This is a genomic window from Nocardia sp. NPDC003979 (assembly GCF_053605015.1).
The window spans coordinates 1-22,003 of sequence record NZ_JBSGIJ010000002.1 but is presented as its reverse complement, the minus strand read 5'-3'; the positions used below and the strand labels follow the sequence as shown (position 1 = coordinate 22,003).

Annotated in this window: 18 protein-coding genes and 1 pseudogene; 5 read left to right on the top strand and 14 right to left on the bottom strand. The window is 69.5% G+C overall.

The annotated features are described in order from the left end of the window. Positions 1 to 32: 32 nt before the first annotated feature. Entirely contained in the window at positions 33 to 1,256 is a 1,224-nt protein-coding gene (locus tag ACWEVR_RS03660; protein WP_452465702.1) for an aminotransferase family protein, read from the bottom strand. A 10-nt stretch (positions 1,257 to 1,266) separates the two neighbouring features. Then, positions 1,267 to 1,908 (bottom strand): Pr6Pr family membrane protein, encoded by a 642-nt coding sequence (locus ACWEVR_RS03655; protein WP_452465701.1) that lies wholly within the window; start codon positions 1,906 to 1,908, stop codon positions 1,267 to 1,269. Between the two features lie 247 nt (positions 1,909 to 2,155). Here ACWEVR_RS03655 and hrpA point away from each other — a divergent pair, with 247 nt between their 5' ends. Further along, positions 2,156 to 6,472 (top strand): ATP-dependent RNA helicase HrpA, encoded by a 4,317-nt coding sequence (hrpA, locus tag ACWEVR_RS03650; RefSeq protein WP_452465700.1) that lies wholly within the window; start codon positions 2,156 to 2,158, stop codon positions 6,470 to 6,472. Positions 6,473 to 6,551: 79 nt separating this feature from the next. Here the strand turns inward: hrpA and nrdR are convergent, their stop codons facing one another. The 3 genes from nrdR to ACWEVR_RS03635 form a co-directional block, all read right to left on the bottom strand. Then, on the bottom strand, positions 6,552 to 7,019 hold the full coding sequence (gene nrdR, locus ACWEVR_RS03645; protein ID WP_067492770.1) for a transcriptional regulator NrdR: 468 nt from the start codon (positions 7,017 to 7,019) through the stop codon (positions 6,552 to 6,554). Positions 7,020 to 7,084: 65 nt separating this feature from the next. Beyond that, positions 7,085 to 8,302, bottom strand: a complete 1,218-nt coding sequence (locus ACWEVR_RS03640; protein ID WP_452465699.1) for a hypothetical protein — start codon at positions 8,300 to 8,302, stop codon at positions 7,085 to 7,087. A 66-nt stretch (positions 8,303 to 8,368) separates the two neighbouring features. After that, a complete protein-coding gene (locus tag ACWEVR_RS03635) occupies positions 8,369 to 9,070 on the bottom strand; it encodes a hypothetical protein (protein ID WP_452465698.1) in 702 nt (233 codons plus the stop codon). Between the two features lie 302 nt (positions 9,071 to 9,372). Between ACWEVR_RS03635 and lexA the strand changes: the two genes are divergently transcribed. After that, positions 9,373 to 10,017 (top strand): transcriptional repressor LexA, encoded by a 645-nt coding sequence (gene lexA, locus ACWEVR_RS03630; protein ID WP_452466142.1) that lies wholly within the window; start codon positions 9,373 to 9,375, stop codon positions 10,015 to 10,017. A gap of 2 nt (positions 10,018 to 10,019) precedes the next feature. Here the strand turns inward: lexA and ACWEVR_RS03625 are convergent, their stop codons facing one another. The 7 genes from ACWEVR_RS03625 to ACWEVR_RS03595 form a co-directional block, all read right to left on the bottom strand. Further along, the gene (locus tag ACWEVR_RS03625) at positions 10,020 to 10,760 is read right to left on the bottom strand and encodes a pirin family protein (protein WP_452465697.1); all 741 of its coding nucleotides are present in this window, start codon (positions 10,758 to 10,760) and stop codon (positions 10,020 to 10,022) included. 94 nt (positions 10,761 to 10,854) lie between these two features. Continuing rightward, positions 10,855 to 11,724, bottom strand: coding sequence for a lysophospholipid acyltransferase family protein (locus ACWEVR_RS03620; RefSeq protein WP_452465696.1), 870 nt, complete (start codon positions 11,722 to 11,724; stop codon positions 10,855 to 10,857). 127 nt (positions 11,725 to 11,851) lie between these two features. Continuing rightward, the gene (gene hflX, locus ACWEVR_RS03615; protein ID WP_452466141.1) at positions 11,852 to 13,282 is read right to left on the bottom strand and encodes a GTPase HflX; all 1,431 of its coding nucleotides are present in this window, start codon (positions 13,280 to 13,282) and stop codon (positions 11,852 to 11,854) included. 163 nt (positions 13,283 to 13,445) lie between these two features. Beyond that, positions 13,446 to 14,336, bottom strand: a complete 891-nt coding sequence (gene dapF / locus ACWEVR_RS03610) for a diaminopimelate epimerase (RefSeq protein ID WP_452466140.1) — start codon at positions 14,334 to 14,336, stop codon at positions 13,446 to 13,448. 44 nt (positions 14,337 to 14,380) lie between these two features. Then, on the bottom strand, positions 14,381 to 15,217 hold the full coding sequence (locus tag ACWEVR_RS03605; protein ID WP_067492759.1) for a TrmH family RNA methyltransferase: 837 nt from the start codon (positions 15,215 to 15,217) through the stop codon (positions 14,381 to 14,383). After that, positions 15,214 to 16,140, bottom strand: coding sequence for a tRNA (adenosine(37)-N6)-dimethylallyltransferase MiaA (gene miaA, locus ACWEVR_RS03600; RefSeq protein WP_452465695.1), 927 nt, complete (start codon positions 16,138 to 16,140; stop codon positions 15,214 to 15,216). Before miaA ends, ACWEVR_RS03605 begins: the two co-directional genes overlap by 4 nt. Continuing rightward, positions 16,137 to 16,892, bottom strand: a complete 756-nt coding sequence (locus ACWEVR_RS03595) for a hypothetical protein (protein WP_452465694.1) — start codon at positions 16,890 to 16,892, stop codon at positions 16,137 to 16,139. The genes miaA and ACWEVR_RS03595 overlap by 4 nt, the downstream gene beginning before the upstream one ends. A gap of 263 nt (positions 16,893 to 17,155) precedes the next feature. Here ACWEVR_RS03595 and ACWEVR_RS03590 point away from each other — a divergent pair, with 263 nt between their 5' ends. Next, positions 17,156 to 18,535 carry a DUF349 domain-containing protein gene (locus ACWEVR_RS03590; RefSeq protein WP_452465693.1) on the top strand — a complete coding sequence of 460 codons (1,380 nt, stop codon included), beginning with the start codon at positions 17,156 to 17,158 and terminating at the stop codon, positions 18,533 to 18,535. Positions 18,536 to 18,589: 54 nt separating this feature from the next. On the opposite strand, the gene ACWEVR_RS03585 is transcribed toward ACWEVR_RS03590, so the two are convergent. Together ACWEVR_RS03585 and miaB are read right to left on the bottom strand one after the other, a co-directional pair. Continuing rightward, positions 18,590 to 19,171, bottom strand: coding sequence for an Rv2732c family membrane protein (locus ACWEVR_RS03585; protein WP_452465692.1), 582 nt, complete (start codon positions 19,169 to 19,171; stop codon positions 18,590 to 18,592). A gap of 119 nt (positions 19,172 to 19,290) precedes the next feature. Then, entirely contained in the window at positions 19,291 to 20,832 is a 1,542-nt protein-coding gene (gene miaB / locus ACWEVR_RS03580; protein WP_452465691.1) for a tRNA (N6-isopentenyl adenosine(37)-C2)-methylthiotransferase MiaB, read from the bottom strand. Positions 20,833 to 21,065: 233 nt separating this feature from the next. Here miaB and ACWEVR_RS03575 point away from each other — a divergent pair, with 233 nt between their 5' ends. Continuing rightward, a complete protein-coding gene (locus tag ACWEVR_RS03575; protein WP_166655747.1) occupies positions 21,066 to 21,794 on the top strand; it encodes an amino acid ABC transporter ATP-binding protein in 729 nt (242 codons plus the stop codon). A 36-nt stretch (positions 21,795 to 21,830) separates the two neighbouring features. Continuing rightward, positions 21,831 to 22,003: pseudogene (locus ACWEVR_RS03570) on the top strand (glutamate-binding protein); the annotation flags it as partial.

The following is a 22,003-nucleotide window of genomic DNA, read 5'->3' as shown; positions in this document are numbered from 1 at the left end:
AGCGAGTTTCGCCGACGGGCCGGTGCGGCGCATCAGCCCAGGGCGCGCGAAAACCCTTCGGCGAGTTCGGCCACCTGGGCGTCGGTCATCACGAAGGACGGGGAGATCTGCATGGCGCCCGCTCCGGCAGCACGACCCGAGATCCCCTGGGCACGAAGGGCTTTCACCAAGCCTGGGCCTTCGGAGGGGTCGGCCAGCTGGACGGCCGCCACCGCACCGAGACCGCTGCGGACCTCCGCCACGCGCGGGTGATCGGCCAACGGGGCCAGGGCGGTGTGCAGGGTGGTCTCGAGCCGGGCCGCTTCCTCGAGCAGCCCCTCACGTTCGACGATGGCGAGGTTGGCCAGCGCCGCCGCGGCAGCACCGGCGTGCCCGCCGTAGGTGTAACCGTGCCGGAACCACACACCGCCTGCGTAGAACAGCTCGGCCAGGTGCGGGGCGATGAACACCGCACCCATCGGCAGGTAGCCGGAGGTGAGCCCCTTGGCGGTGGTCATCAGGTCGGGTCGCAGGTCGAAGCGGGTGGAGGCGAACCAGGAACCACCGATCCGCCCGAAACCGGTGACCACCTCGTCGGCGACGAACAGGATGTCGTGGTCGCGGCAGATCTGGCGCACCTCGGCCAGGTATCCCTCGGGCGGCAGGTACACCCCACCGGCACCGATGATCGGCTCGCAGAAGAACGCCGCGATCCGTTCCGCGCCGACGTCCTCGATCAGCGCGAGCAACGCCTTGGCGTCGTTCCATTCGACGGTGCGGGTGTCCTCGACCAGGACGCCGTAGCCCTCCTTGTTCGGGGTGAGACCGCCGAGCGAGGTGGAGGCATAGTGCATGCCGTGGTAGGCCAGGCGTCGCCCGACCAGGATCTTCTTGTCGGCGCGGCCCTGTTCGTGCCAGTAGCGCCGCGCCAGTTTCGCGGCGGTCTCCACCGAGTCCGAACCACCGGAGGTGAAGAAGATCTTGCTTCCGGGCACGGGCGCGATGGCCGACAGCTTCTCGGCGAGCTCCTGGGTGGCGGGCTCGGTGAGGTCACCGAAGTTCGAGTAGTGGGCGATGGTGCGCAACTGCTCGGCGACCGCGTCGGCGATCTCCCCGCGACCGTGTCCCACATTGGCGAACCACAGACCCGCGGTGGCGTCGAGGTACCGGTTGCCCTCGGTGTCGTAGACGTAGGCACCGTCACCTCGAGCGACAACGAACGCACCGTCACGAGTGACGGCACCCATATCGGCGAATCCATGCCAGAGCGCATTCATGGCTCCACACTTACACCGGCTCGCCCTCGCGCGCTCGTCGGGCCCTCCACCACGCGGGCATGTCACCCAGCGACGCCATGGCAACCGCGAGCACCGCGAACACGATGCTCAACACGATCAGGCCGAGCGTCATCGACAGGTAGCCCTGGTGGCGCGGGTCGATGAACGGGTACGGGTACCAGTCGACGATCGGGCCGCGGATCAGCGTGTAGGCACCGTAGAGCAGCGGGAAGATCAGCCACTTCCCCACCAGCTCGGGCGTCGTCGCCAGTCGGCGCCCCATGGCGACCAGCACCCAGTCCGCGACGAGGACGAGCGGCAGGTACCGGTGCATGATGTCGTTGATCCACTTGTCGGTGAGCATCACGTCGATATTGGCCAGCAGGACCGCGTACACCACCATCGTGATGAGCATGTACAGCGTCACCGCGCCGCGCACCACCTGCCAGCCGGGTCCCTGGGGCGCGAGCAGGCCACCGACGAGCAGCACGATCACGGCGAGGATGTTCGACTCGATGGTGAAGTAACTGAAGTAGTTCGCGATCGAGAACGTCGGCGAGTCCAGGTTGCGCAGGGGGATCCACAGCAGGGCGACGAGACCGAGCACTCCGAAACCGATCCGGTATGCCCTGATCCACCACGCCGTGCGCACCGAGCCCCTCAGCTGAAACTTTTGGCGGCCGGCGCCGCGGGTCTCGGCGCTGAACCCCGCCTCTTCCCTCCCTCCGGGCACTCCTTCGTCGGACCCTCCGGTCAGCCCAGAGGCGGGAACGCGCCGAGACCGGTGCTTGGTCATGCCGCATCTTCGCATGAGATGTCGGTGATCCGGGTGTAGCACGCCGACGACGATGGGCGCGCCGGGAAAACCGGTGGCATGCTTCGCTAGGCTGGTAGACGCAATGACCAGGACAGCTAGCACCGGAACCCGCGCGCTGCGCACCCGCCTGGCGGAGGTCTCGCTGCGCGACGAACATCGGCTCCGGCGCAAACTGGACCGGGCGCGCCCCGACGACCTGCCCGCGCTGGACGCCGAGATCGCCACCGCCGAGACCCGCGTGGCGAATCGCCGCGCGGCGGTTCCGTCGATCACCTACCCCGAACAGCTGCCGGTCTCGGCGCGCCGCGACGACATCGCCGCCGCCATCGCCGCCAACCAGGTCGTCATCGTCGCCGGTGAGACCGGCTCGGGCAAGACCACCCAGATCCCCAAGATCTGCCTGGAACTCGGTCGCGGCATCCGCGGCACCATCGGGCACACCCAGCCGCGCAGGCTGGCCGCGCGCACGGTCGCCGAACGCATCGCCGAGGAGTTGGGCACCGAACTCGGCGACGTAGTCGGGTACACGGTGCGCTTCACCGATCAGGCCTCGGATCGCACGCTGGTCAAGCTCATGACCGACGGCATCCTGCTCGCCGAGATCCAGCGCGACCGGTTGTTGCGCCGCTACGACACGATCATCATCGACGAGGCACACGAGCGCAGCCTCAATATCGACTTCCTGCTCGGCTACCTGAAGCAGTTGCTGCCGAAGCGGCCCGACCTCAAGGTGATCATCACCTCGGCGACCATCGATCCCGAACTGTTCGCCCGCCACTTCGCCGCCGCCGACGGCACCCCGGCCCCGATCGTCGAGGTGTCGGGTCGGTCCTATCCGGTCGAACTCCGTTATCGCCCGCTGTCCTTGGAGCTGCCGGGCACCGACGACGAGGACGACACCCGCGTAGTCGACCGCGACCCGACCGATGCCATCGGCGACGCGGTCACCGAGCTGTTCGCCGAGGGCGACGGTGACGTGCTGGTATTCCTGTCCGGCGAACGCGAGATCCGCGACACCGCCGATTCGCTGCGCGACCTCAGACTGCCGCGGACCGAGATCGTCCCCCTCTACGCGCGTCTGTCGGCGGCCGAACAGCACAAGGTGTTCGCCCCGCACACCGGTCGACGGGTGGTGCTCGCCACCAACGTGGCCGAGACGTCGCTGACCGTGCCGGGCATCCGGTACGTCATCGACCCGGGTACGGCACGCATCTCGCGCTATTCGATGCGGACCAAGGTGCAGCGGCTGCCGATCGAACCGGTCTCGCAGGCTTCGGCGCGGCAGCGTTCGGGTCGATGTGGTCGTGTCGCCGACGGCATCTGCATCCGCCTGTACTCCGAGGACGATTTCGAGTCGCGGCCCGCGTTCACCGAACCGGAGATCCTGCGCACCAATCTGGCGGCGGTCATCCTGCAGATGACCGCGCTCGGCCTCGGCGATATCGAGAGCTTCCCGTTCGTGGAGGCCCCCGACCGGCGCGCCATCCGTGACGGCATCGCGCTGCTGGAGGAACTCGGCGCACTCGCCCACGGCAGCTCCAAGGCTGTCGGCAGCGAGGAACAATCGGGTGGGCATCTCACGCTGACCCCGGTCGGCCGGGAGATGGCACAGTTGCCGGTGGACCCGCGCATGGCCCGCATGCTGGTGGAGGCCAACCGCAACGGCTGTCTCGACGAGGTGCTCGTGATCGTCGCGGCACTGTCGATCCAGGACGTGCGGGAACGGCCCGTGGAGCATCAGCAGGCCGCCGACACCCAGCATGCCCGCTTCACCGTCGACGGTTCGGACTTCCTGGCCTACCTGCGCCTGTGGGACTACCTGACCGAGCAGCGCAAGTCGTTGTCGTCCAACCAGTTCCGCCGTATGTGCCGCGACGAGTTCCTGCACTACCTGCGGATCCGCGAGTGGCAGGACCTGCACGGTCAGCTACGCACCATCACCCGTGGACTCGGGTGGGACAGCACCGGGCATCTGCCGTCGACGGCGGACGAGCAGGCGCAAGAGGGTGGCCGTGGCCGCCGCGGGCGGGGCAGACCCCAACGCGCTCAGGCGGATTCGCCGGGTACCGGCGACGCCCTGGCGACCGCTCGGGGAGCCGGTTCCGACACCACTGCGCCTGGCGCAGGGTCGGCGCGGACCGGATCCGGTCGCGGAGACGGCGGCGCTCCCGAAGCCGAAAACGACCGGCGAAGGGCGGGCTCCGGCTCCGACGGCGCAGCGCGGCGAGGCGGCCGGAAGGCGCGCGGTCGTGGTGCCGGGCAGCCATCGTCCGATGACCGTTCGCAGCATGGCGCGAAAGATGCTGCGACATCATCGGATTCGGATGCGGCCGAGGCGGCGATGCCGTGGCCGAGCGCGCAGATCCACCAGTCGCTGCTGGCGGGCATGCTCTCGCATCTCGGTGTGCGGGAAGCGGAGTTGCGGGAGTTCCTCGGGGCACGCAATGCCAAGTTCATGATCTTCCCCGGCTCGTCGCTGGCCAAGAAGCCGCCGCGCTGGGTGATGGCGGCCGAACTGGTGGAGACCTCGCGGCTGTGGGGGCGCATCGCGGCGCGGATCGAACCGGAGTGGGCCGAGCGGCTCGCCGGTGACCTGGTGAAACGCACCTATTCGGAACCGCATTGGTCGGCCAAGCGTGGCGCGGCTCGCGCCTACGAGCGGGCCACGCTCTACGGTGTGCCGCTGGTGACCGGCCGCCCTGTCGACTACGGGCGCATCGATGCGGAACTGTCGCGCGAACTGTTCATCCGCCATGCTCTCGTGCAGGGTGAATGGCAGACCCGGCACGGGTTCTTCGCCCGCAACCGAGCGCTCGTCGACGATGTCGCCGACCTCGAGCACCGGGCGCGCCGACGCGACATCCTCGTCGACGACGAGGTGCTGTTCGAGTTCTACGACCAGCGCATCCCCGCCGACATCGTGTCGGTGCGTCACTTCGACTCCTGGTGGCGCAAGGCCGAACGCAAAGACCCGGGGCTGCTGGACTTCTCGACCGACACCGTGGTCAACGCCGGTGCCGCCGCCCTCGATCCCACCGATTTCCCCGATGCCTGGCGTCAGGGGGAACTCTCCTTCCCGCTGACCTATCAGTTCGAGCCGGGCAAGGACGACGACGGTGTCACCGTCCGCATCCCCGTCGAGCAGCTCGCGCACGTGCGCGCGGTGGGCTTCGATTGGCTGGTTCCCGGCATGCGGGAGGAACTCGCGTCCGCCTACATCAAGACGCTGCCGAAGGCGTTGCGCCGCGCGGTGGTTCCCGCGCCCGACTTCGCGTCGGCGGCCCTGCGTGGGCTCACGCCTCGCGCGGAACCGTTGCGGATCGGGTTGGCGCGCGAGCTGTCACGGCTCGGTTCGGTGACCATCAGCGCAGACGACCTCTCCCCCGCCGCCCTGCCGGACCACCTGCGAATGACCTTCGCCGCCGTCGATCAGAGCGGGAAGGTGCTCGCCAAGAGCAAGAATCTCGCACAGCTGAAAACCCAACTAGCCGAACAGGTTTCGGCGTCCGTCGCGCGTGCCACCGCGGGTGCCGAACGCGCGCCCGCCACCGTGTGGACCTCCGAGTCGCTCGGTGCCGTCGCGCCGACGGTGCGACGCGAGGTAGCCGGGCAGACCGTCACCGGCTACCCCGCCCTGGTCCCCGAGGGAGAAGGCGTCGCCGTACGCGTGCTGAGCTCACCCGCCGAACAGGCCGCCGCCATGCGCGCGGGGGTGCGTACCCTGCTGCTCGCCGCCGTCCCGACATCCACCCGTGCCGTCACCGCCGGGCTGTCGGCCGCCGACCGGCTGGCTCTGAGCCAGAACCCCGACGGGTCCCTGGACAAGCTCGTGGACGATTGCCGCGTCGCCGCGGCCGACGAACTCATCGCGCGCGCCGGTGGTCCGGTGCGCACACCGGAGGAATTCGACAAGCTCGTCGCCGCCGTTCGCCCGAAACTGGCGAGCACGGTCAGCGAACTGATCCGCCTCGTCGCGCCGGTGCTGTCGGCCGCGCATCAGGCCCGCGCCGCACTCGCCGACACCGCCGAGACCGACATCGCCGACGATGTCCGCCACCAACTCGACGACCTGCTGTTCCCCGGTTTCGTCGCCGAATGGGGACGCACCCGCCTGCGCGAACTCCCCCGATACCTGCTCGCCGCCGCCCAGCGCCTCGAATCGCTGCCCGGTTCGGCGGTGCGCGACCGGCAGGGAATGGTCGAGGTCGACCGGATGCTCGCCGCCTACGACAAACTCGTCCGCAGCCTTCCCGACAACCGCCGTAACGCCCGCGATGTCACCGAGATCTGGTGGATGATCGAGGAATTGCGGGTCAGCCTGTTCGCGCAGAAGTTGGGGACCCCGTACCCGGTGTCGACCAAACGCATCGAAAAGGCGATCGCCTCCATCCGCCGTTGACGGGTGTGGCTCGGCGCGAAGAAGTGGGCGAGCCGGCCCCGGGAGACGACGGCAGCGAGCAGGGCGCGGCGACGCGGGTTCAGTCGGTAGCGGCGGTAGCGGCGCGGGCTGCACGCATCTCGGTGATCTCGCGTTCGAAATCGTCTGCGCTGGTGAAGGATCGGTACACCGAGGCGAAGCGCAGGTAGGCCACTTCGTCGAGATCGCGCAGGGGCCCGAGGATGGCGAGGCCGACCTCGTGGCTGGGAACTTCCGGAGAACCCTTGGCGCGCACCGCGTCCTCGACCTGTTGGGCCAGCAGATTCAGGGCGTCGTCGTCGACCTCGCGGCCCTGGCAGGCGCGTCGCACGCCGACGATCACCTTCTCGCGGCTGAACGGTTCGGTGACGCCGCTGCGCTTGACCACCGACAGCACCGCGGTCTCGACGGTGGTGAACCGGCGCCCGCACGACGGGCAGGAACGTCGGCGGCGAATCGCCGTGCCCTCCTCGACTTCCCGCGAGTCGACGACACGCGAGTCGGGGTGACGGCAATACGGGCAATGCATCCGAGGGGTTCCTTCGTCGGTGCGCAGTTCACTTCGCTACTCCATGACTCTTGACAGGATACCGCTCAGGTATGGGTCACCTGCCACTGCGTGGTCAGGTCCGCGATCACGTCCGGCAGCCGGGCGACCAACCGGCCCCGGTCGAGCTTGCCCGGAAACGGCTCGCGGTACACGGCCACGGCCCGCGCGCGGTCGGTGGCCAGGTCGAGGTGGCGGGGCACCAGGTCGGCGGCGAGGTAGGCCCAGCGGTCGTCGCGGTCGGCCCAGTTGAACGCGGGCAGCGGCATCCGCAGGCCGAGCTTGCTGCCGGGAATCGGCGAGCGCACGGTGGCGGGCGCGTACACCCCGGGTGCCCGGGCGCCCGCCAGGGCGGGTTTGCCCGCGACCGTGGTGACGTAGGTGAGCACCCGGCCCAAGCCGCCGCGTCCGGCGGCGGTGGCGTCCCACTGTTCGGGGACGATGTGGTTCTGTTCGCGGTCGGCCATGGTCACCAGCGCCTCGGCGAGGCCGGTGCCGTCGTCGATTCCGGCCCAGGCCGCGCGCATGGCGTCGTCGAGCAGGCCCGCCGCGTGCATCTCGTCGATCGCCGCCATCCCGTCGGCGAGGTAGGCCTCGTGCATCGGCACCAGATCGGTGAAGATGTGGCGCTGCATGATGATCAGCCTGGTCTGGTACCACGCCAGATCATCGGCGGTCAGGCGCGGGCCGAGCAGGGCGAGCGCGGCGATATCGGGCGGTACGGCGGCGACAAGCTCCGGTGGGGTGGCGCGCAGCAGGTCGGCGACGGCCGTACCGAGTTCGTGGATTCCGGGCACCGACAGCACCGCGCCGATATCGCCCACGTCGAAGAATCCCGATGCGAACGAGCCGCCCGCGATGCCCGCCAATCCGGCCCAGTAGAAGTCCGGGCGGGCCGCGGCGATGCGGAAGTAGTTCACGTACACGCGGGTGAAGGTGTTCGTGTTGGCTGCCACGCCACGCTCCGGCGCCCAGTCGGCGAGGTCGATGCCCGCGTTGTCGGTGGCGACGACGAGCCAATACTGATGCAGCAGTGTGGAATACCGGCTCGGCGCGATCCCGTCGGCTCTGGCCTCGTCGAGTGCCGTACGCAAAGGCTCGGCGCTCAGGGGCAGCGCCGGATGGATGCCGCCGGCGAATTCACCGTCGTCGTTGATGGCGGGCAGATCCAGATAGGCGGTGTAGGTGGGTTCGGCTCGGACGAGGGGCGCGGGCGCCACGACCGGCAGCACACCCAGGAGCAGAACGATCCAAAAGCTGCGCACGTGACCTCGCATCCGTGCCCCGACCGGCCCGCCCGGCAGGGACAATCGTCACGGTAGCAACGTGTTCTAGTTTTGGGGTCGCGTTTCGAACAAGCCGACCTGCGGGTGATCACCCGGCTGGGAGATTCCGGGCGTGGACTCGGTCCACTCGCCGAAGCTGCCCGCCCGCAGATGCGCCAACCCTAAGAACGTCACCACGATCAATGCGGTCACCAGCGCCGTGAGGGCCAGCGCCGCCAAGCCCGCCTGCGCCTGACGCACCCGCACCATCGGATGGGCACCGCGCGCACCGGAACCGACCACTCGCGCGTAGAGCGCCCGCTCCGAGCGCGGACCACGTAATTCCGGCCCACGATCTGACGCCCGAACGCCCGCACGCACCCGCCGGGTCGGCGCTTCGATCGGTGACAGGTCTCCGACGAGCGCCCGGGTGACGGATCGCGATCGCGTCGACTCCCAGCGGGGCACGGTCGCGAACGCGAGATCCACCTCGGCCTCGGTGATGTCGAAGGTGCGCGCACCCCTGGCCCGGAGCTCGGCACCACGAACCACCTCGGCCTCGCGCGAGCGCCGGACCGGCGCGGCCGTGGGTTGCGGCGGATGCGGGATGAAACGGGCGGCGACTTCCCGCCGCGCCGCACTGTTGCGGCCCTGTCCGCGCACGAGCGCGAAAGGACGTGGAGCGCGGGCGGTTCGGCGGCGACGCAGCACCGGTTCGGGGACTTCGGCGGGATCGTAGGAACGCAGGGCGCTGATCGCTGTGCTCATCGGAAGAACCTCCGGGGTGGTGTGCTCCGCTGGATGAAAGGGCAGGTGAGGCGACGATGACCGAACCTGTTCGAACACCTGTGCGACGAACTGATGTTCGATTTCTACCACGCGGCGGCGCACATGTCAGCACGAAACGCCCGACATGCTCGAACAGATGTTTGATACTTCGGCGTGGCCCGACTAGCGTGAGAGAGGCGAATTCGACAAGCGGAAGGGCGGGACAGGTGACCCACACAGACGACACGGGTGACGAAAGCGCTACCGGCACCGTCACATCGGGATCCGGCGCGGATCTCACCGTGCGTCAGCGCACGGTCCTCGAGGTCATCCGCTCCTCGGTGACCGAACGCGGCTACCCGCCGAGCATCCGCGAGATCGGCGATGCGGTCGGGCTCACCTCCACCTCCTCGGTGGCCCATCAGCTGCGCGCCCTGGAACGCAAGGGCTACCTGCGTCGCGACCCGAACCGGCCGCGCGCGGTGAACGTGCGCGGACTCGACGAAGCCGTGCGCGCGGTCACCACCCTGCCCGCCGAACCCGTGGACGACGCGGCCGATCCGAGCCGCCCCACCCCCACCTTCGTTCCGGTCCTCGGCCGGATCGCCGCCGGTGGGCCGATCCTGGCCGAGCAGGCGGTGGAGGAAGTGTTCCCGCTGCCGCGCGAACTCGTCGGCGACGGGTCGCTGTTCCTGCTCAAGGTGGTCGGCCAGTCGATGGTCGATGCCGCGATCTGCGACGGCGACTGGGTGGTCGTACGTCAGCAGAACGTCGCCGAGGGGGGCGACATCGTCGCGGCCATGATCGACGGCGAGGCGACCGTGAAGACCTTCAAGCGCACCGGTAAGGACGTGTGGCTGATGCCACACAACCCACATTTCGAACCGATCCCAGGAAACGACGCGCAAATCCTGGGGAAAGTCGTCACCGTCATCCGCAAGGTGTGAGGTCAGCGGCTCGCCGCCGCGTCCATCTCCCAGATCAGCACCTCGGCGGGGGTCGTCGCAGTCACGCGGTGGCCGCCCGTCGCGGTGAGCCGCACGGCGTCGCCCTGCCCGAGTGCACCGTGGTTCTCGTAGTCGACGCTGCCCCGGGCGATGAACACGTGACCGTACGGTGCGTCGGGGACGGTGATGCTGTGGCCCGGGTCCAGTCGCGCCACATGGAAAGTGGCGTGGCGGTTGCCGATTCCGATCGCGGCGTCGCCTCGATACCTCGGCATGCCGGAAGCCACCGGCACCAGCGAGTTGCGGCGCAACGCACCCTCGACGTCGAGTTCTTGATAGCTCGGCGTCGCACCGAGGGTGTCCGGCGGGATCCACATCTGCACCACGTGCAGCCGTTCGCGTTCCGTCCAGCCTGCACCGTTGCGTTCGGAATGCAGGATGCCGGTACCCGCACTCATCCGTTGTGCGAGACCGGGCCGGATCAGCCCCGAATTGCCCGCCGAATCCTGGTGCACCACCGTGCCTTCCAGCACCCAGGTCAGGATCTCGGTGTCACGGTGCTGATGTGTGTCGAAGCCCTCGCCGGGATCGACGATGTCCTCGTTGTGCACCAGCAGCAGCCCGTGCGCGTAGTCCTCGAGCACGAAATTGCCGGTCACGGGGAACGACTGGCGCGAGTCGAGCCACTCGGTGCGCCAGTACCTGCGGTCCGCGCCCGGAATCACCTGCACCTGTGCCGCCATCGACCTCACCTCTCGCCATTCGGACCTTGGTCCGTATAGCGCGTAACGCGAGGTGAGCGGCGGGTATTCCGTGAACACCCACCGCTCGGCCGGGTCAGAAGGGCAGCGCGCTCCGCAATCGGCCGATCAGGCCACGGCCGGTATCGCGCTCACGTTCGGAGAACAGGAACTGCAATTCCTCCTCCAGGCTTTTCTGCACCACGTCACGCAGGTCGGCGGCCGCGCTGTCGATGTCGTCGGTGCCGATCCACGGGGTGGGATCGATCGGTGCGCCCGCCGAGTAGTAGAACCGTTCCGGGCGCGGAATCGGGGTCGGCCCGATGCCCTTCACCAGCGGCGGATTCAGCTCGGGATTGATGCCGAGCAGTTCACACGTCCACCGCAGCGGCGACATCACCGGATGCTGGCCGTCGAAGACGATGTCGAAGGCATCATCGATACCGATCATCGCCAACGGCACGATGGGAACGCCTGCCTGGATCGCCATCCGCGCGAACCCGGTGCGGCCCTCCCACTTGAGCACATACTTCTCCCCCTTGCGGCGGATCGCCTCACGCCCGCCACCGGGGAACACCACCACCGCCTCACCGCGTTCGAGCAGCGCGAGACAATTCGACCTGGTACCGCGCACGGCACCGAAACGGTGCAGGATCTCCCGCACACCCGGCACCATCAGCACATGCTCGGCCAGGCCACGCACCAGCCGCCCCCGTTCCCGCAGGATCGCGGGCATCAGCAGCGGCGCATCGATCCCGCCGAGCAAGTTGTGGTTGGCCACGATCAGCACCGGGCCCTCGGCCGGAATGTTCTCCAAACCGTAGAAGCGCGGACTCGCCCAGGCACGCACCGGTGCGAACACCGCCTCGAAGGCCCGGATCTCCCACTCGCTCGGCGCCGGATTCAACGGCGCACCGTCGGTCAGAACGTGCTCGCCCCGCACGACCACGTCCGTTGCTTCTTTCACAGTTTCTGAACCCTGCTGGTCGTTCGACATAACACCCTCCTGCTGTCGACATTCGACCATAGCGTCCGAATATGACTGTGTCGCATCGGTGTCGGTCGCAACCGGGCGGCAAACCCGCCCGCGGCCATCACCGATCCGACGACTCCGCACGCCCGGAATGGGCGAATTCCGACAGCGCCGCCGCCAGCGCGTGTGGCACCCGAGCGCGCACGCGGGTGCCGCCCTCCTCGTGATCGGAGGAGATGATCCGGCCGTCGGCGTGGATGCGGGCGAGCAGGTCTCCCCGGCTGTAGGGCAGCAGCACACTGATGTCGACATCGAGCCCGCCGAGTACCTCGGAGAGGCGCTCGCGCAACTCCTCGATGCCCGCGCCGGTGCGGGCCGACACGAACGCGGCGCCCGGCAGCAGCCCGCGCAGGCGGGTGAGCTCGTCGGGGTCGGCGGCGTCGATCTTGTTGACCACCAGCAGTTCCGGCGGAGCCGCCGTGCCCTGCTCCTTGATCACATCGGTGATGACCTCGCGCACCGCGCGAATCTGCTCGAGCGGCAACGGGTCGGACCCGTCGACCACGTGCAGCAGCAAGTCGGCGCCGGTGACCTCTTCCAGGGTGGACCGGAACGCCTCGACCAACTGGGTGGGCAGGTGCCGCACGAAGCCGACGGTGTCGGTGAACACCATTTCGCGGCCGTCGTCGAGCGCGGCCCGGCGGGTGGTCGGGTCGAGGGTGGCGAACAGCGCGTCCTGCACCAGCAGGCCCGCGCCGGTCAGGGAGTTCATCAGGCTGGACTTGCCCGCGTTGGTGTAGCCGACAATGGCTACCGACGGCACCCCGCTGGCGCTGCGGCGCGCGCGCATGGTGTCGCGTGCGGTCTTCATCTCGCGAATCTCGCGGCGCAACTTGGCCATTCGCTCACGGATGCGGCGGCGGTCGGTTTCGATCTTGGTCTCACCGGGACCACGCAGACCGACACCACCGTTGGAACCGGCACGACCACCGGCCTGCCGCGACATCGACTCACCCCAACCACGCAGCCGCGGCAGCATGTATTCCATCTGGGCGAGCGCGACCTGGGCCTTGCCCTCGCGGGAGGTGGCGTGCTGGGCGAAGATGTCGAGGATCAGCGCGGTGCGGTCGATGACCTTCACCTTCACGACCTTCTCCAGCGCGGTGAGCTGGGCGGGGGTGAGTTCACCGTCGCAGATCACGGTGTCGGCGCCGGTGTCGAGGACGACGGTGCGCAGTTCCTCGGCCTTGCCGGAGCCGATGTAGGTGGCCGGGTCGGGCTTGTCGCGGCGCTGGATGAGGCCTTCGAGGACCTCCGAGCCCGCGGTCTCGGCCAAGGCGGCCAGCTCGACCATGCTCGCCTCGGCCTGCGCGGCGCTACCGGTGGTCCACACACCGACGAGCACGACCCGTTCCAGGCGCAGCTGGCGGTATTCGACCTCGGTGATGTCGGTGAGCTCGGTGGACAGCCCCGCGACGCGACGCAACGAGGTGCGCTCGTCGAGCTGCATCTCACCGACGGTCGGTTCGGGTGACCAGCCCGGGCGCTGCATCCGCGCCGCGTGGCGGGCCAGCGCGTCGTCGACGTCGCCGCGGTCGGCGGCGCCGTCGGCATCGGCCGCGGTGGTGTCGCGGTCCGATGTGGTGTCTGAGGGTACTTCTGGTTTCGTCATACGCCTTCCATGCTGCCACGTCACAGTGACACGGCGCATCCGGTTATCCCTGGGCTTGCGTGTTCCACCAGTCGCGCGACAGTGTGCCCGCGGCGAGCAGGACCGAGGGGCCGCGCATCCAGGCGCGCCCGTTGTCGATGGTGACGCGCACCTGCCCGCCCGGTACGCGCACGGTGACCTCGCCCCGACCCGACCCGACCGGCACTCCGGCGGCGGTCAGCGCGGCGGCCGCGGCGGCGACGGTTCCCGTTCCGCAGGAACGGGTCTCGCCGACACCGCGCTCGTAGACGCGCATGTCGACGGCGTTGTCGGGGCCGAGCGCGGTGAGGATCTCGACATTGACGCCGTGCGGGAACAGGTCGGGATCGAAGCCGGGCGACACGCTGAGATCGAGCTTGGCCAGCGCGTCGGCGGTCAGGCTCTCGTCGACGCAGGCCAGGTGCGGATTGCCCACATCGATGCCGATTCCGGACAGTGCCCAGCCGGCCAGGGTCGCGGTGGAGCTGCCGAGTTCACGCACGGCGCCCATGTCGACGGTGACCTCGCCGTCGACCGGGCCCGCGGTGTGCACCTCGACGGGTCGTCCGCCCGCGCGGCTGCCGACCACGTACTCGGTGCGGGTTTCCAGGCCGGTGGCGTTGAGGTAGTGGGCGAACACACGGGTGCCGTTGCCGCACATCTCGGCGATCGACCCGTCGGCGTTGCGGTAGTCCATGAACCAGTCGTCGTCGGCGACACCGTCGGGCAGGGTGTCGAGCACGCCCGCCTCGCGCAGGGCGCCCGCCTTGGCCACGCGCAGCACGCCGTCGGCGCCGAGGCCGCGACGGCGGTCGCACAGGGCGGCGACGCGGTCGGCGTTCAGGTCGAGACGCACCTCGAGGTCGGGCAGCACCACGAAGTCGTTCTGGGTGCCGTGGCCCTTGCTGAATTCGATGTCGGACACGTCCGCCATTGTCCCCTGTGCGGGCGCCGAGCCCGTCATCGGGCGAAGGTGCGCCGCTGCCGGGCGATCTCGTACAGGCCGATCGCGCCCGCCGACGGGGCACCGAGCGAGCTGGCGGTGCCGCCCATCGGGATGGTCACGAGGTCGTCGCAGGCCTGCGACCAGGCCGAACTCATGCCGGTCGTCTCGTTGCCGACCACCAGGATCGTGGCCTCGGTGAAGTCGTAGTCGTAGATCGTCGACGGCGCGTGTTCGTCGGTGCCGACGATGCGGGTGGGGATACCGCGCGCCACCTGCCGGTCGCGGAACTCCACGACCTGCGCGGGGCCCGACGCGCGCAGGACGGGCACGGCGAACAGGGAACCGGTGGAGGCGCGCACGGCCTGCGGGTCGAACTGGTCGGCGCCGTGACCGGTGACGATCACGCCCGATGCCCCGAAGGCGTCGGCCGAGCGGATGAGGGTGCCGAGGTTGCCGGGCGAGTTGGGCCGGTCGAACACCACGACGACCGGGAAGTCCTCGCCCGGTTCGCCGGGCGCGTATGTGTCCAGGTCGGGCTGACGCGAATGGGCAACGGCCACGATCTCGGGAATCGTGCCCGACTTCTCCCCCAGCTCGGCCATCAGCTCGGGAACCAGACCCACTTGCGGTATGTCGGTGGTGTCGAGTAGTTCCCGCGCCCAGCTCGACAGGTCGGGTGTGCCGAGCCGGTACAGCAGGGTTTCCAGCGGCCAGTCGTTGGCCAGGGCCTGGGTGATCGGGCGCACGCCCTGCACGAGGAAGCGGCCGTCGCGATGACGCTTGGTCCGGTTGTTGAGGTAGGCCTGCCACACCTGCACCGAGGCGTTGCGGGTACTCACTCGTCGGGTCACTGCGCGGTCCGTCCTGTCTGTTCGTCGAGCAGGGTGAGTGTGGTGGCGGCGAGGTCGGGGTCCGCGCCGTCGACCCAGGTCACCCTCGGGTCGCGACGGAACCACGAGCGCTGCCGTCGCACGTAGCGGCGGGTGCCGATGAGGGTGCGTTCGCGGGCGTGCGCGAGATCGTATTCGCCGTCGAGGTAGGCCAGCACCTGGGCGTACCCGATCGCGCGGCGCGCGGTCCGGCCTTCGCGCAGTCCGGCGTCGAGCAGGGTGCGGACCTCCTCGACCAGGCCCGAGTCGAACATGTGCGCGGTGCGGGCCTCGATGCGGGCGTCGAGGGCGGCGGTTTCCCGGTCGACGCCGACGATGACGGTGTCCCAGCGCGGTGCGCCGATGGTCGGGGCCGAGGCGGCGAACGGTTTGCCGGTGAGTTCGACGACTTCCAGTGCGCGGACGATCCGTCGCCCGTCGGTGGGCAGGATGGTGTCGGCCGCGACCGGGTCGGCCGCCCGCAGCGCCGCGTGCACGGCCGCGACACCGCCGTCGGCCAGCACCGCTTCCCAGCGGGCGCGCACCTCGGGGTCGGTGGCCGGGAAGTCCCACTGGTCGAGCAGCGCCTGCACGTACATCATCGAGCCGCCGACGACCACCGGGATGCGTCCGCGCGCCATGATGTCCTCGACGATGTCGCTGGCCGCGCTCTGGTAGGCGGCGACCGTGGCGGTCTCGGTGACGTCGAGAACGTCGAGGAGGTGGTGTGGGATGCCGCGCCGCTGCGCGGGCGGCAGTTTCGCGGTACCGACGTCCATGCCGCGGTACAGCTGCATCGCGTCGATGTTGACGATCTCACCGCCGAGCCGTTCGGCCAGGTCGAGGGCAAGATCGGACTTCCCGGTCGCGGTGGGTCCGACGACCGCGACGGGACGCTTCGTCATCGGCCGGCCTCCCACACGCTCACGTCGTAGCCCACGCCGTACGGTGCGCCCTGGTAGAGGGTGCGGACCCGCGGGTCGGCCGGATCGGTGGCGAACAGGCCGCCGAGCATCTGGTAGGCGGCGCGGCCCTCGACCCGCAGCTGCCCGCACAGGTGGGGGTCGAGTGCCGCGAGCTCGTCTCGGGAACCAGCGCGAAGTGCCGCGTCCAGATCCGATTGGAACGGGTCGGCGCGCTCGTCGAGGTAGCCCGGGGATTTGAGGGTGAGGGTTGCGGCTCCGTCGGCGACGACGAGCACCGCCCACGGCGCCGGATCGGCGTCGAGTTCGGCGCGCAGCTCGGCACCGATGCGGGCGCACTCCCCCGGTGTTGTGTCGGCGGCGATCACTCGCGCCCGTACGGAGACGCCGGGCGCGGCCTGCTCCCGCAACCACGCGGCGATCAGGACGGGCAGCGGAAGCTGGGGGTCTGCCGGTGCGTCGGCGTTCGCGCCCGGGCCGAGACCGACGACGACGTCGGCGCCGAAGCCACGGAAGGTCCCCCGCACACCGGGGTCGAACGTTTCGGCACGCGCGCCTGCGCCGACGACGACCCAGCGATCGGCACGGTCGGCGAGGGTGGCGGCGGCCTCGAGCGCGGCCGCGCGCAACACCAGCACCGGCTCGTCGGGAGCATCGCCGGAGGCCACCTGGTGTCCGCACAGTTGTGGCACCAGCATCGGCGGCGACGGGACCAGGGCCGCTATCGAGAACACGAGGTAACCGTAGCCGCACCGGTGGCCCGCACCAGCATCCGGCGCAGGAGGAGCGCACCGGGGTCAGCGAGTGTCCGGCGCCGTGACGCCCCGCGAGATTGCTAGTGTTTTCTGATGCGACCACCCCCGTCGTCCGGGACGAAATCCCAGGAAACGCGGTATCCGATCCCCGGGATCGATGGTTTCCTCGGCTCGAAGCGGGTTCAATGGGATGTGCTAGAGCGTAACCAGGCAGCCGTGACGCGCGGCAGGGACGGAGAGCAATGACCGACAGCAACGGAACCGCGAAGCCCACGCCCGGTCCGGGCCCGCGACCCTCCGGCACCCCCAAGCCCGGCGGCAAGGCTACGCGTCCGCCCAAACCGCACGCCGTGAAACCCGCTCCCGGCCCCGACCAGGCCCACCCGCACGCGGTGGTGGTGCCCGCGTCCACCGACCCGAGCAAATGGGGTCGGGTCGACGAGGACGGCACCGCCTGGGTGAAGACCGCCGACGGCGAACGTGTCGTCGGATCCTGGCAGGCCGGTGACGCCGCCGAGGGCCTTGCCCACTTCGGCCGCCGCTTCGACGACCTGGCCACCGAGGTGGCGTTGCTCGAGGCGCGCCTGGCCGCGGGCGCCGATGCCCGCAAGACCAAGGCCGCCGCGCTCGCGCTGGCCGAGACGCTGCCGACCGCCGCCGTGATCGGTGACATCGACAGCCTGGCCGCCCGCCTGCAGGCCATCACCGAGCACTCCGAGGAAGCCGCCGCGCACGCCAAGGAGGAGAAGGAACGCGCCCGCCACGAGCACACCGAGCGCAAGGAAGCCCTGGCCGCCGAGGCCGAGCAGATCGCCGCCGAATCCACCCAGTGGAAGGCCGCGGGCGACCGGTTGCGCGAGATCCTCGACGAGTGGAAGTCCATCCGCGGTGTCGATCGCAAGGTCGACGACGCGCTGTGGAAGCGCTACTCCAAGGCGCGTGAGGCGTTCAACCGTCGCCGCGGCGCCCATTTCGCCGAGCTCGATCGCGAACGCGCCACGGCCAAGACGCGCAAGGAAGAGCTGTGCGTGCGGGCCGAGGAGCTGTCCGGCTCCACCGACTGGACCGGCACCGCCGCGGTGTTCCGCGACCTGCTCACCGAATGGAAGGCGGCAGGCCGGGCGCCCCGCGAGGCGGACGAGGCGCTGTGGCGGCGGTTCAAGAGCGCGCAGGACGTGTTCTTCGCCGCGCGCAACGCGGCGGTCTCCGAACGCGACGCGGAGTTCGAGCACAACGCCGTCGCCAAGCAGGAACTGCTCGACGCCTACGAGCACATCGACCCGGCCGACGGCCTCGAAGCCGCCCGCGCCGCCCTGCGCGAACTGCAGGACAAGTGGGATGCCATCGGCAAGGTCCCGCGCGAACGGATGCAGGAGCTGGAAGGCAGGCTGCGCGCGATCGAGAAGCGGGTGCGCGACGCGGCCGACCAGCAGTGGCGCCGCACCGACCCGGAGGCCGTGGCCCGGGCCGCGCAGTTCCGCGAGCGCGTCGCCCAGTTCGAGGAGCAGGCCGCCAAGGCCGAGGCCGCAGGCAAGAAGCGGGACGCGGAGAAGGCACTCGAGCAGGCCAAGCAGTGGCGTGAATGGGCCGAAGCGGCCGAAGGCGCCGTCAGCAATCTCTGACGAGAACAAGAAAACCCCGACCGCCTTCGGTCGGGGTTTTCTTCGTTTCGGGAGCTACTCCTCGCCCAGCAGGCGTTTGCGGTCGCGTTCCTCGGCTTCGCGGGCGGCATTGCGGCGCTGTTCCTCCGCGGCCAGTTGCACGGCGGTGCGACTCCAGACCACCCGGATCCAGTGGAAGGTGAGCACCATGACGGCCAGGGTGCCGAGGATCAGGCCGATGCCGGGCCCGGCGCCCTCGTAGTTGCCCAGGCCGGGGGTCTGGCGATGCCAGATCGACAGCACGCCGAACACACTCGCCACGGCCGAACCGGCACAGGCCAGCCAGGCCAGCACCCAGCGCCGGGTGGTCAGAGCCAGCAGGGAGAAGCCGACACCGAACACGATGACCAGCCACACGAAGACGCGGGAGGGCAGCCCGATGTGTTCGAGGCGGGCCGCATCGGTGCTCAGCAGCACATCGAAGCCGCGCGCGGCGCCCGCGTGCGGCAGGATCAGCGAGACGAGCAGGGCGAATACCGCGCCTGCCACCACCATCGCCCGTGTGCCGGGATCGATCTCACCGGCGATCCGCCGTTCGACGGCGTCGATCTCGCCGCGGAACTGCTCGAATTCCTGATCGTTGCCCACCCGGTTCACGTCGCTCCTGTCCGCAGGGTTACTCGGCTCGTGTGCGCCGGGCTCCACTCTGCCATCCCCCGCGCCGTCCTCGGCACCCGACCCACTACGACCGGTAGTAGAGTCCGGGTTCTCGGCGTTCATGCCGGACACCCGGTCGAGCAACCGCTGTCCACCGGCTCGACCGCGGGCGCGCCGATGCGCGGCAAGCCGAGACCGACGCCGATCGGCGCGGTCTTGGGCGTGACCCCTCGTTCGTGCGCGTCACCCGCCCGCGTGCGGCGATGCGATTTCACGACACCGTCGGCGATCAGGTGGTGGGGTGCGGCGGCGGTGATGTCGACGACGACGAGGTCACCGGGCCGGATCCCCGCGTCGGTGCCGGGCCGGAAGTGCACCAGTCTGCCGTCGCGGGCGCGTCCGCTCATCCGCGCGGTCGCCGCGTTCTTCTTGCCCGCTTCGCCCACGAGCAATTCCACCTCGGTGCCGATCAGCGCCTGGTTCTCCTCGAGCGACACCTGCTCCTGCAGGGCGATGAGCCGGTCGTAGCGTTCCTGCACCACCGCCTTGGGAACCTGATCGGCCAGTTCGGCGGCCGGGGTGCCGGGACGCTTGGAGTACTGGAAGGTGTAGGCGCTGGTGAAGCGGGCCCGGCGCACCACGTCCAGGGTCTCCTGGAAGTCCTCCTCGGTCTCGCCGGGGAAGCCGACGATGATGTCGGTGGTGATCGAGGCGTGCGGCATCGCGGCGCGCACCTTGTCGATGATGCCGAGGAAACGTTCCTTGCGGTAGGAGCGGCGCATCGCCTTGAGCACCCGGTCCGAGCCGGACTGCAACGGCATGTGCAACTGCGGGCAGACGTTGGGTGTCTCGGCCATCGCCTCGATGACGTCGTCGGTGAATTCCGCCGGATGCGGCGAGGTGAACCGCACCCGCTCGAGCCCCTCGATCCGCCCGGTCGCGCGCAGCAACTGGGCGAAGGCGCCCCGGTCGCGCGGCTGTTCGGGGTCGACGAAGTTCACGCCGTAGGAGTTCACGTTCTGGCCGAGCAGGGTCACCTCGAGCACACCCTGGTCGACCAGGGCCTGCACCTCGGCGAGCACGTCACCGGGGCGGCGGTCCACCTCCTTGCCGCGCAGCGCGGGCACGATGCAGAAGGTGCAGGTGTTGTTGCAGCCCACCGAGATCGACACCCAGCCGGCGTAGGCCGATTCACGCTTGGCGGGCAGGGTGGACGGGAAGGCCTCGAGCGATTCGAGGATCTCCACCTGGGCCTGCTCGTTGTGCCGTGCCCGCTCGAGCAGCACCGGCAGCGAACCGATGTTGTGCGTGCCGAACACCACGTCGACCCACGGCGCCTTGCGTACCACGGTGTCGCGGTCCTTCTGCGCCAGGCAGCCGCCGACGGCGATCTGCATGCCGGGCCTGCCCTGCTTCACCGGCGCGAGGTGCCCGAGGGTGCCGTAGAGCTTGTTGTCGGCGTTCTCCCGCACCGCGCAGGTGTTGAACACCACCAGGTCCGGGGTGTCGCTCGGCGCGGCCTTCACATAACCCGCGTCTTCGAGCAGGCCGGACAAGCGTTCGGAATCATGGACGTTCATCTGGCAACCGAAGGTGCGGACCTCGTAGGTGCGCGCCTCGGTGACCGAGCCGTGCGTCGCATTCTGTCCGTTCGAATCCACCCGTCCAGGGTACGGCCACCGCCCCGGTGACCTGCGTCGCGGTCGGGCAGGCCGACCGCGACGAGGAGGCTGCCGCCCGGTTACCGGCAGGTGTCTTCTCGGCGAGCCGGGACGGCGAGTCACGGAAAGCAGGGCAAATCTCCGAAGAACGCCTAAGGTTTCTGAGCATGACCGACGACGCCGCACCCGCGACCGGGAAAGCCGACGCCGCTGCCACTGCAGGCGCGCCGCCGATGATCTCGATGCACAACGTGGACAAACACTTCGGTGAGCTCCATGTTCTGCGCAATATCAACCTGGAAGTGCCCCGCGGGCAGGTCGTGATCGTCCTCGGCCCCTCGGGCTCGGGGAAGTCCACCCTGTGCCGCACCATCAACCGGCTCGAACCGATCGACTCGGGCCGCATCGCCATCGACGGGGTGGATCTGCCCGCCGAAGGCAAGGCCCTCGCCGCGCTGCGCGCCGAGGTGGGCATGGTCTTCCAATCGTTCAATTTGTTCGCGCACAAGACAATTCTCGAGAACGTGATGCTCGCGCCGATGAAGGTGCGCGGCATCAAGAAGGACGAAGCGCGCAAGCACGCGCTCGCCCTGCTCGACCGGGTCGGCATCGCCAACCAGGCCGACAAGTACCCCGCCCAGCTGTCGGGCGGCCAGCAGCAGCGCGTGGCGATCGCGCGGTCGCTGGCGATGGACCCGAAGGTGATGCTGTTCGACGAGCCCACCTCCGCGCTGGACCCGGAGATGGTCAACGAGGTGCTCGAGGTGATGGTCTCCCTCGCCAAGGAGGGCATGACGATGCTCGTGGTCACCCATGAGATGGGCTTCGCCCGCCGTGCCGGCGACCGGGTGCTGTTCATGGCCGACGGCGAGGTCGTCGAGGACGCGGAGCCCGAAACGTTCTTCACCGCACCGCGATCCGACCGCGCCAAGGACTTCCTCGGCAAAATTCTCAGCCACTGACTTGTAGCGACACCACAAGAGGGAGAAGGAAACTCGATGAGGATCAATCGTGCGGTGCGCGTCGGCGTCGGCGCTGTGGCTCTGGCTCTGGCCGCCACCGTGACGGCGGCCTGCGGCGGCGGTGACGAGGGCAGCGCGCTCGACCACGCCAAGGAAGGCAAGCTGACCGTCGGCATCAAGTTCGACCAGCCGGGTCTCGGCCTGCGCAA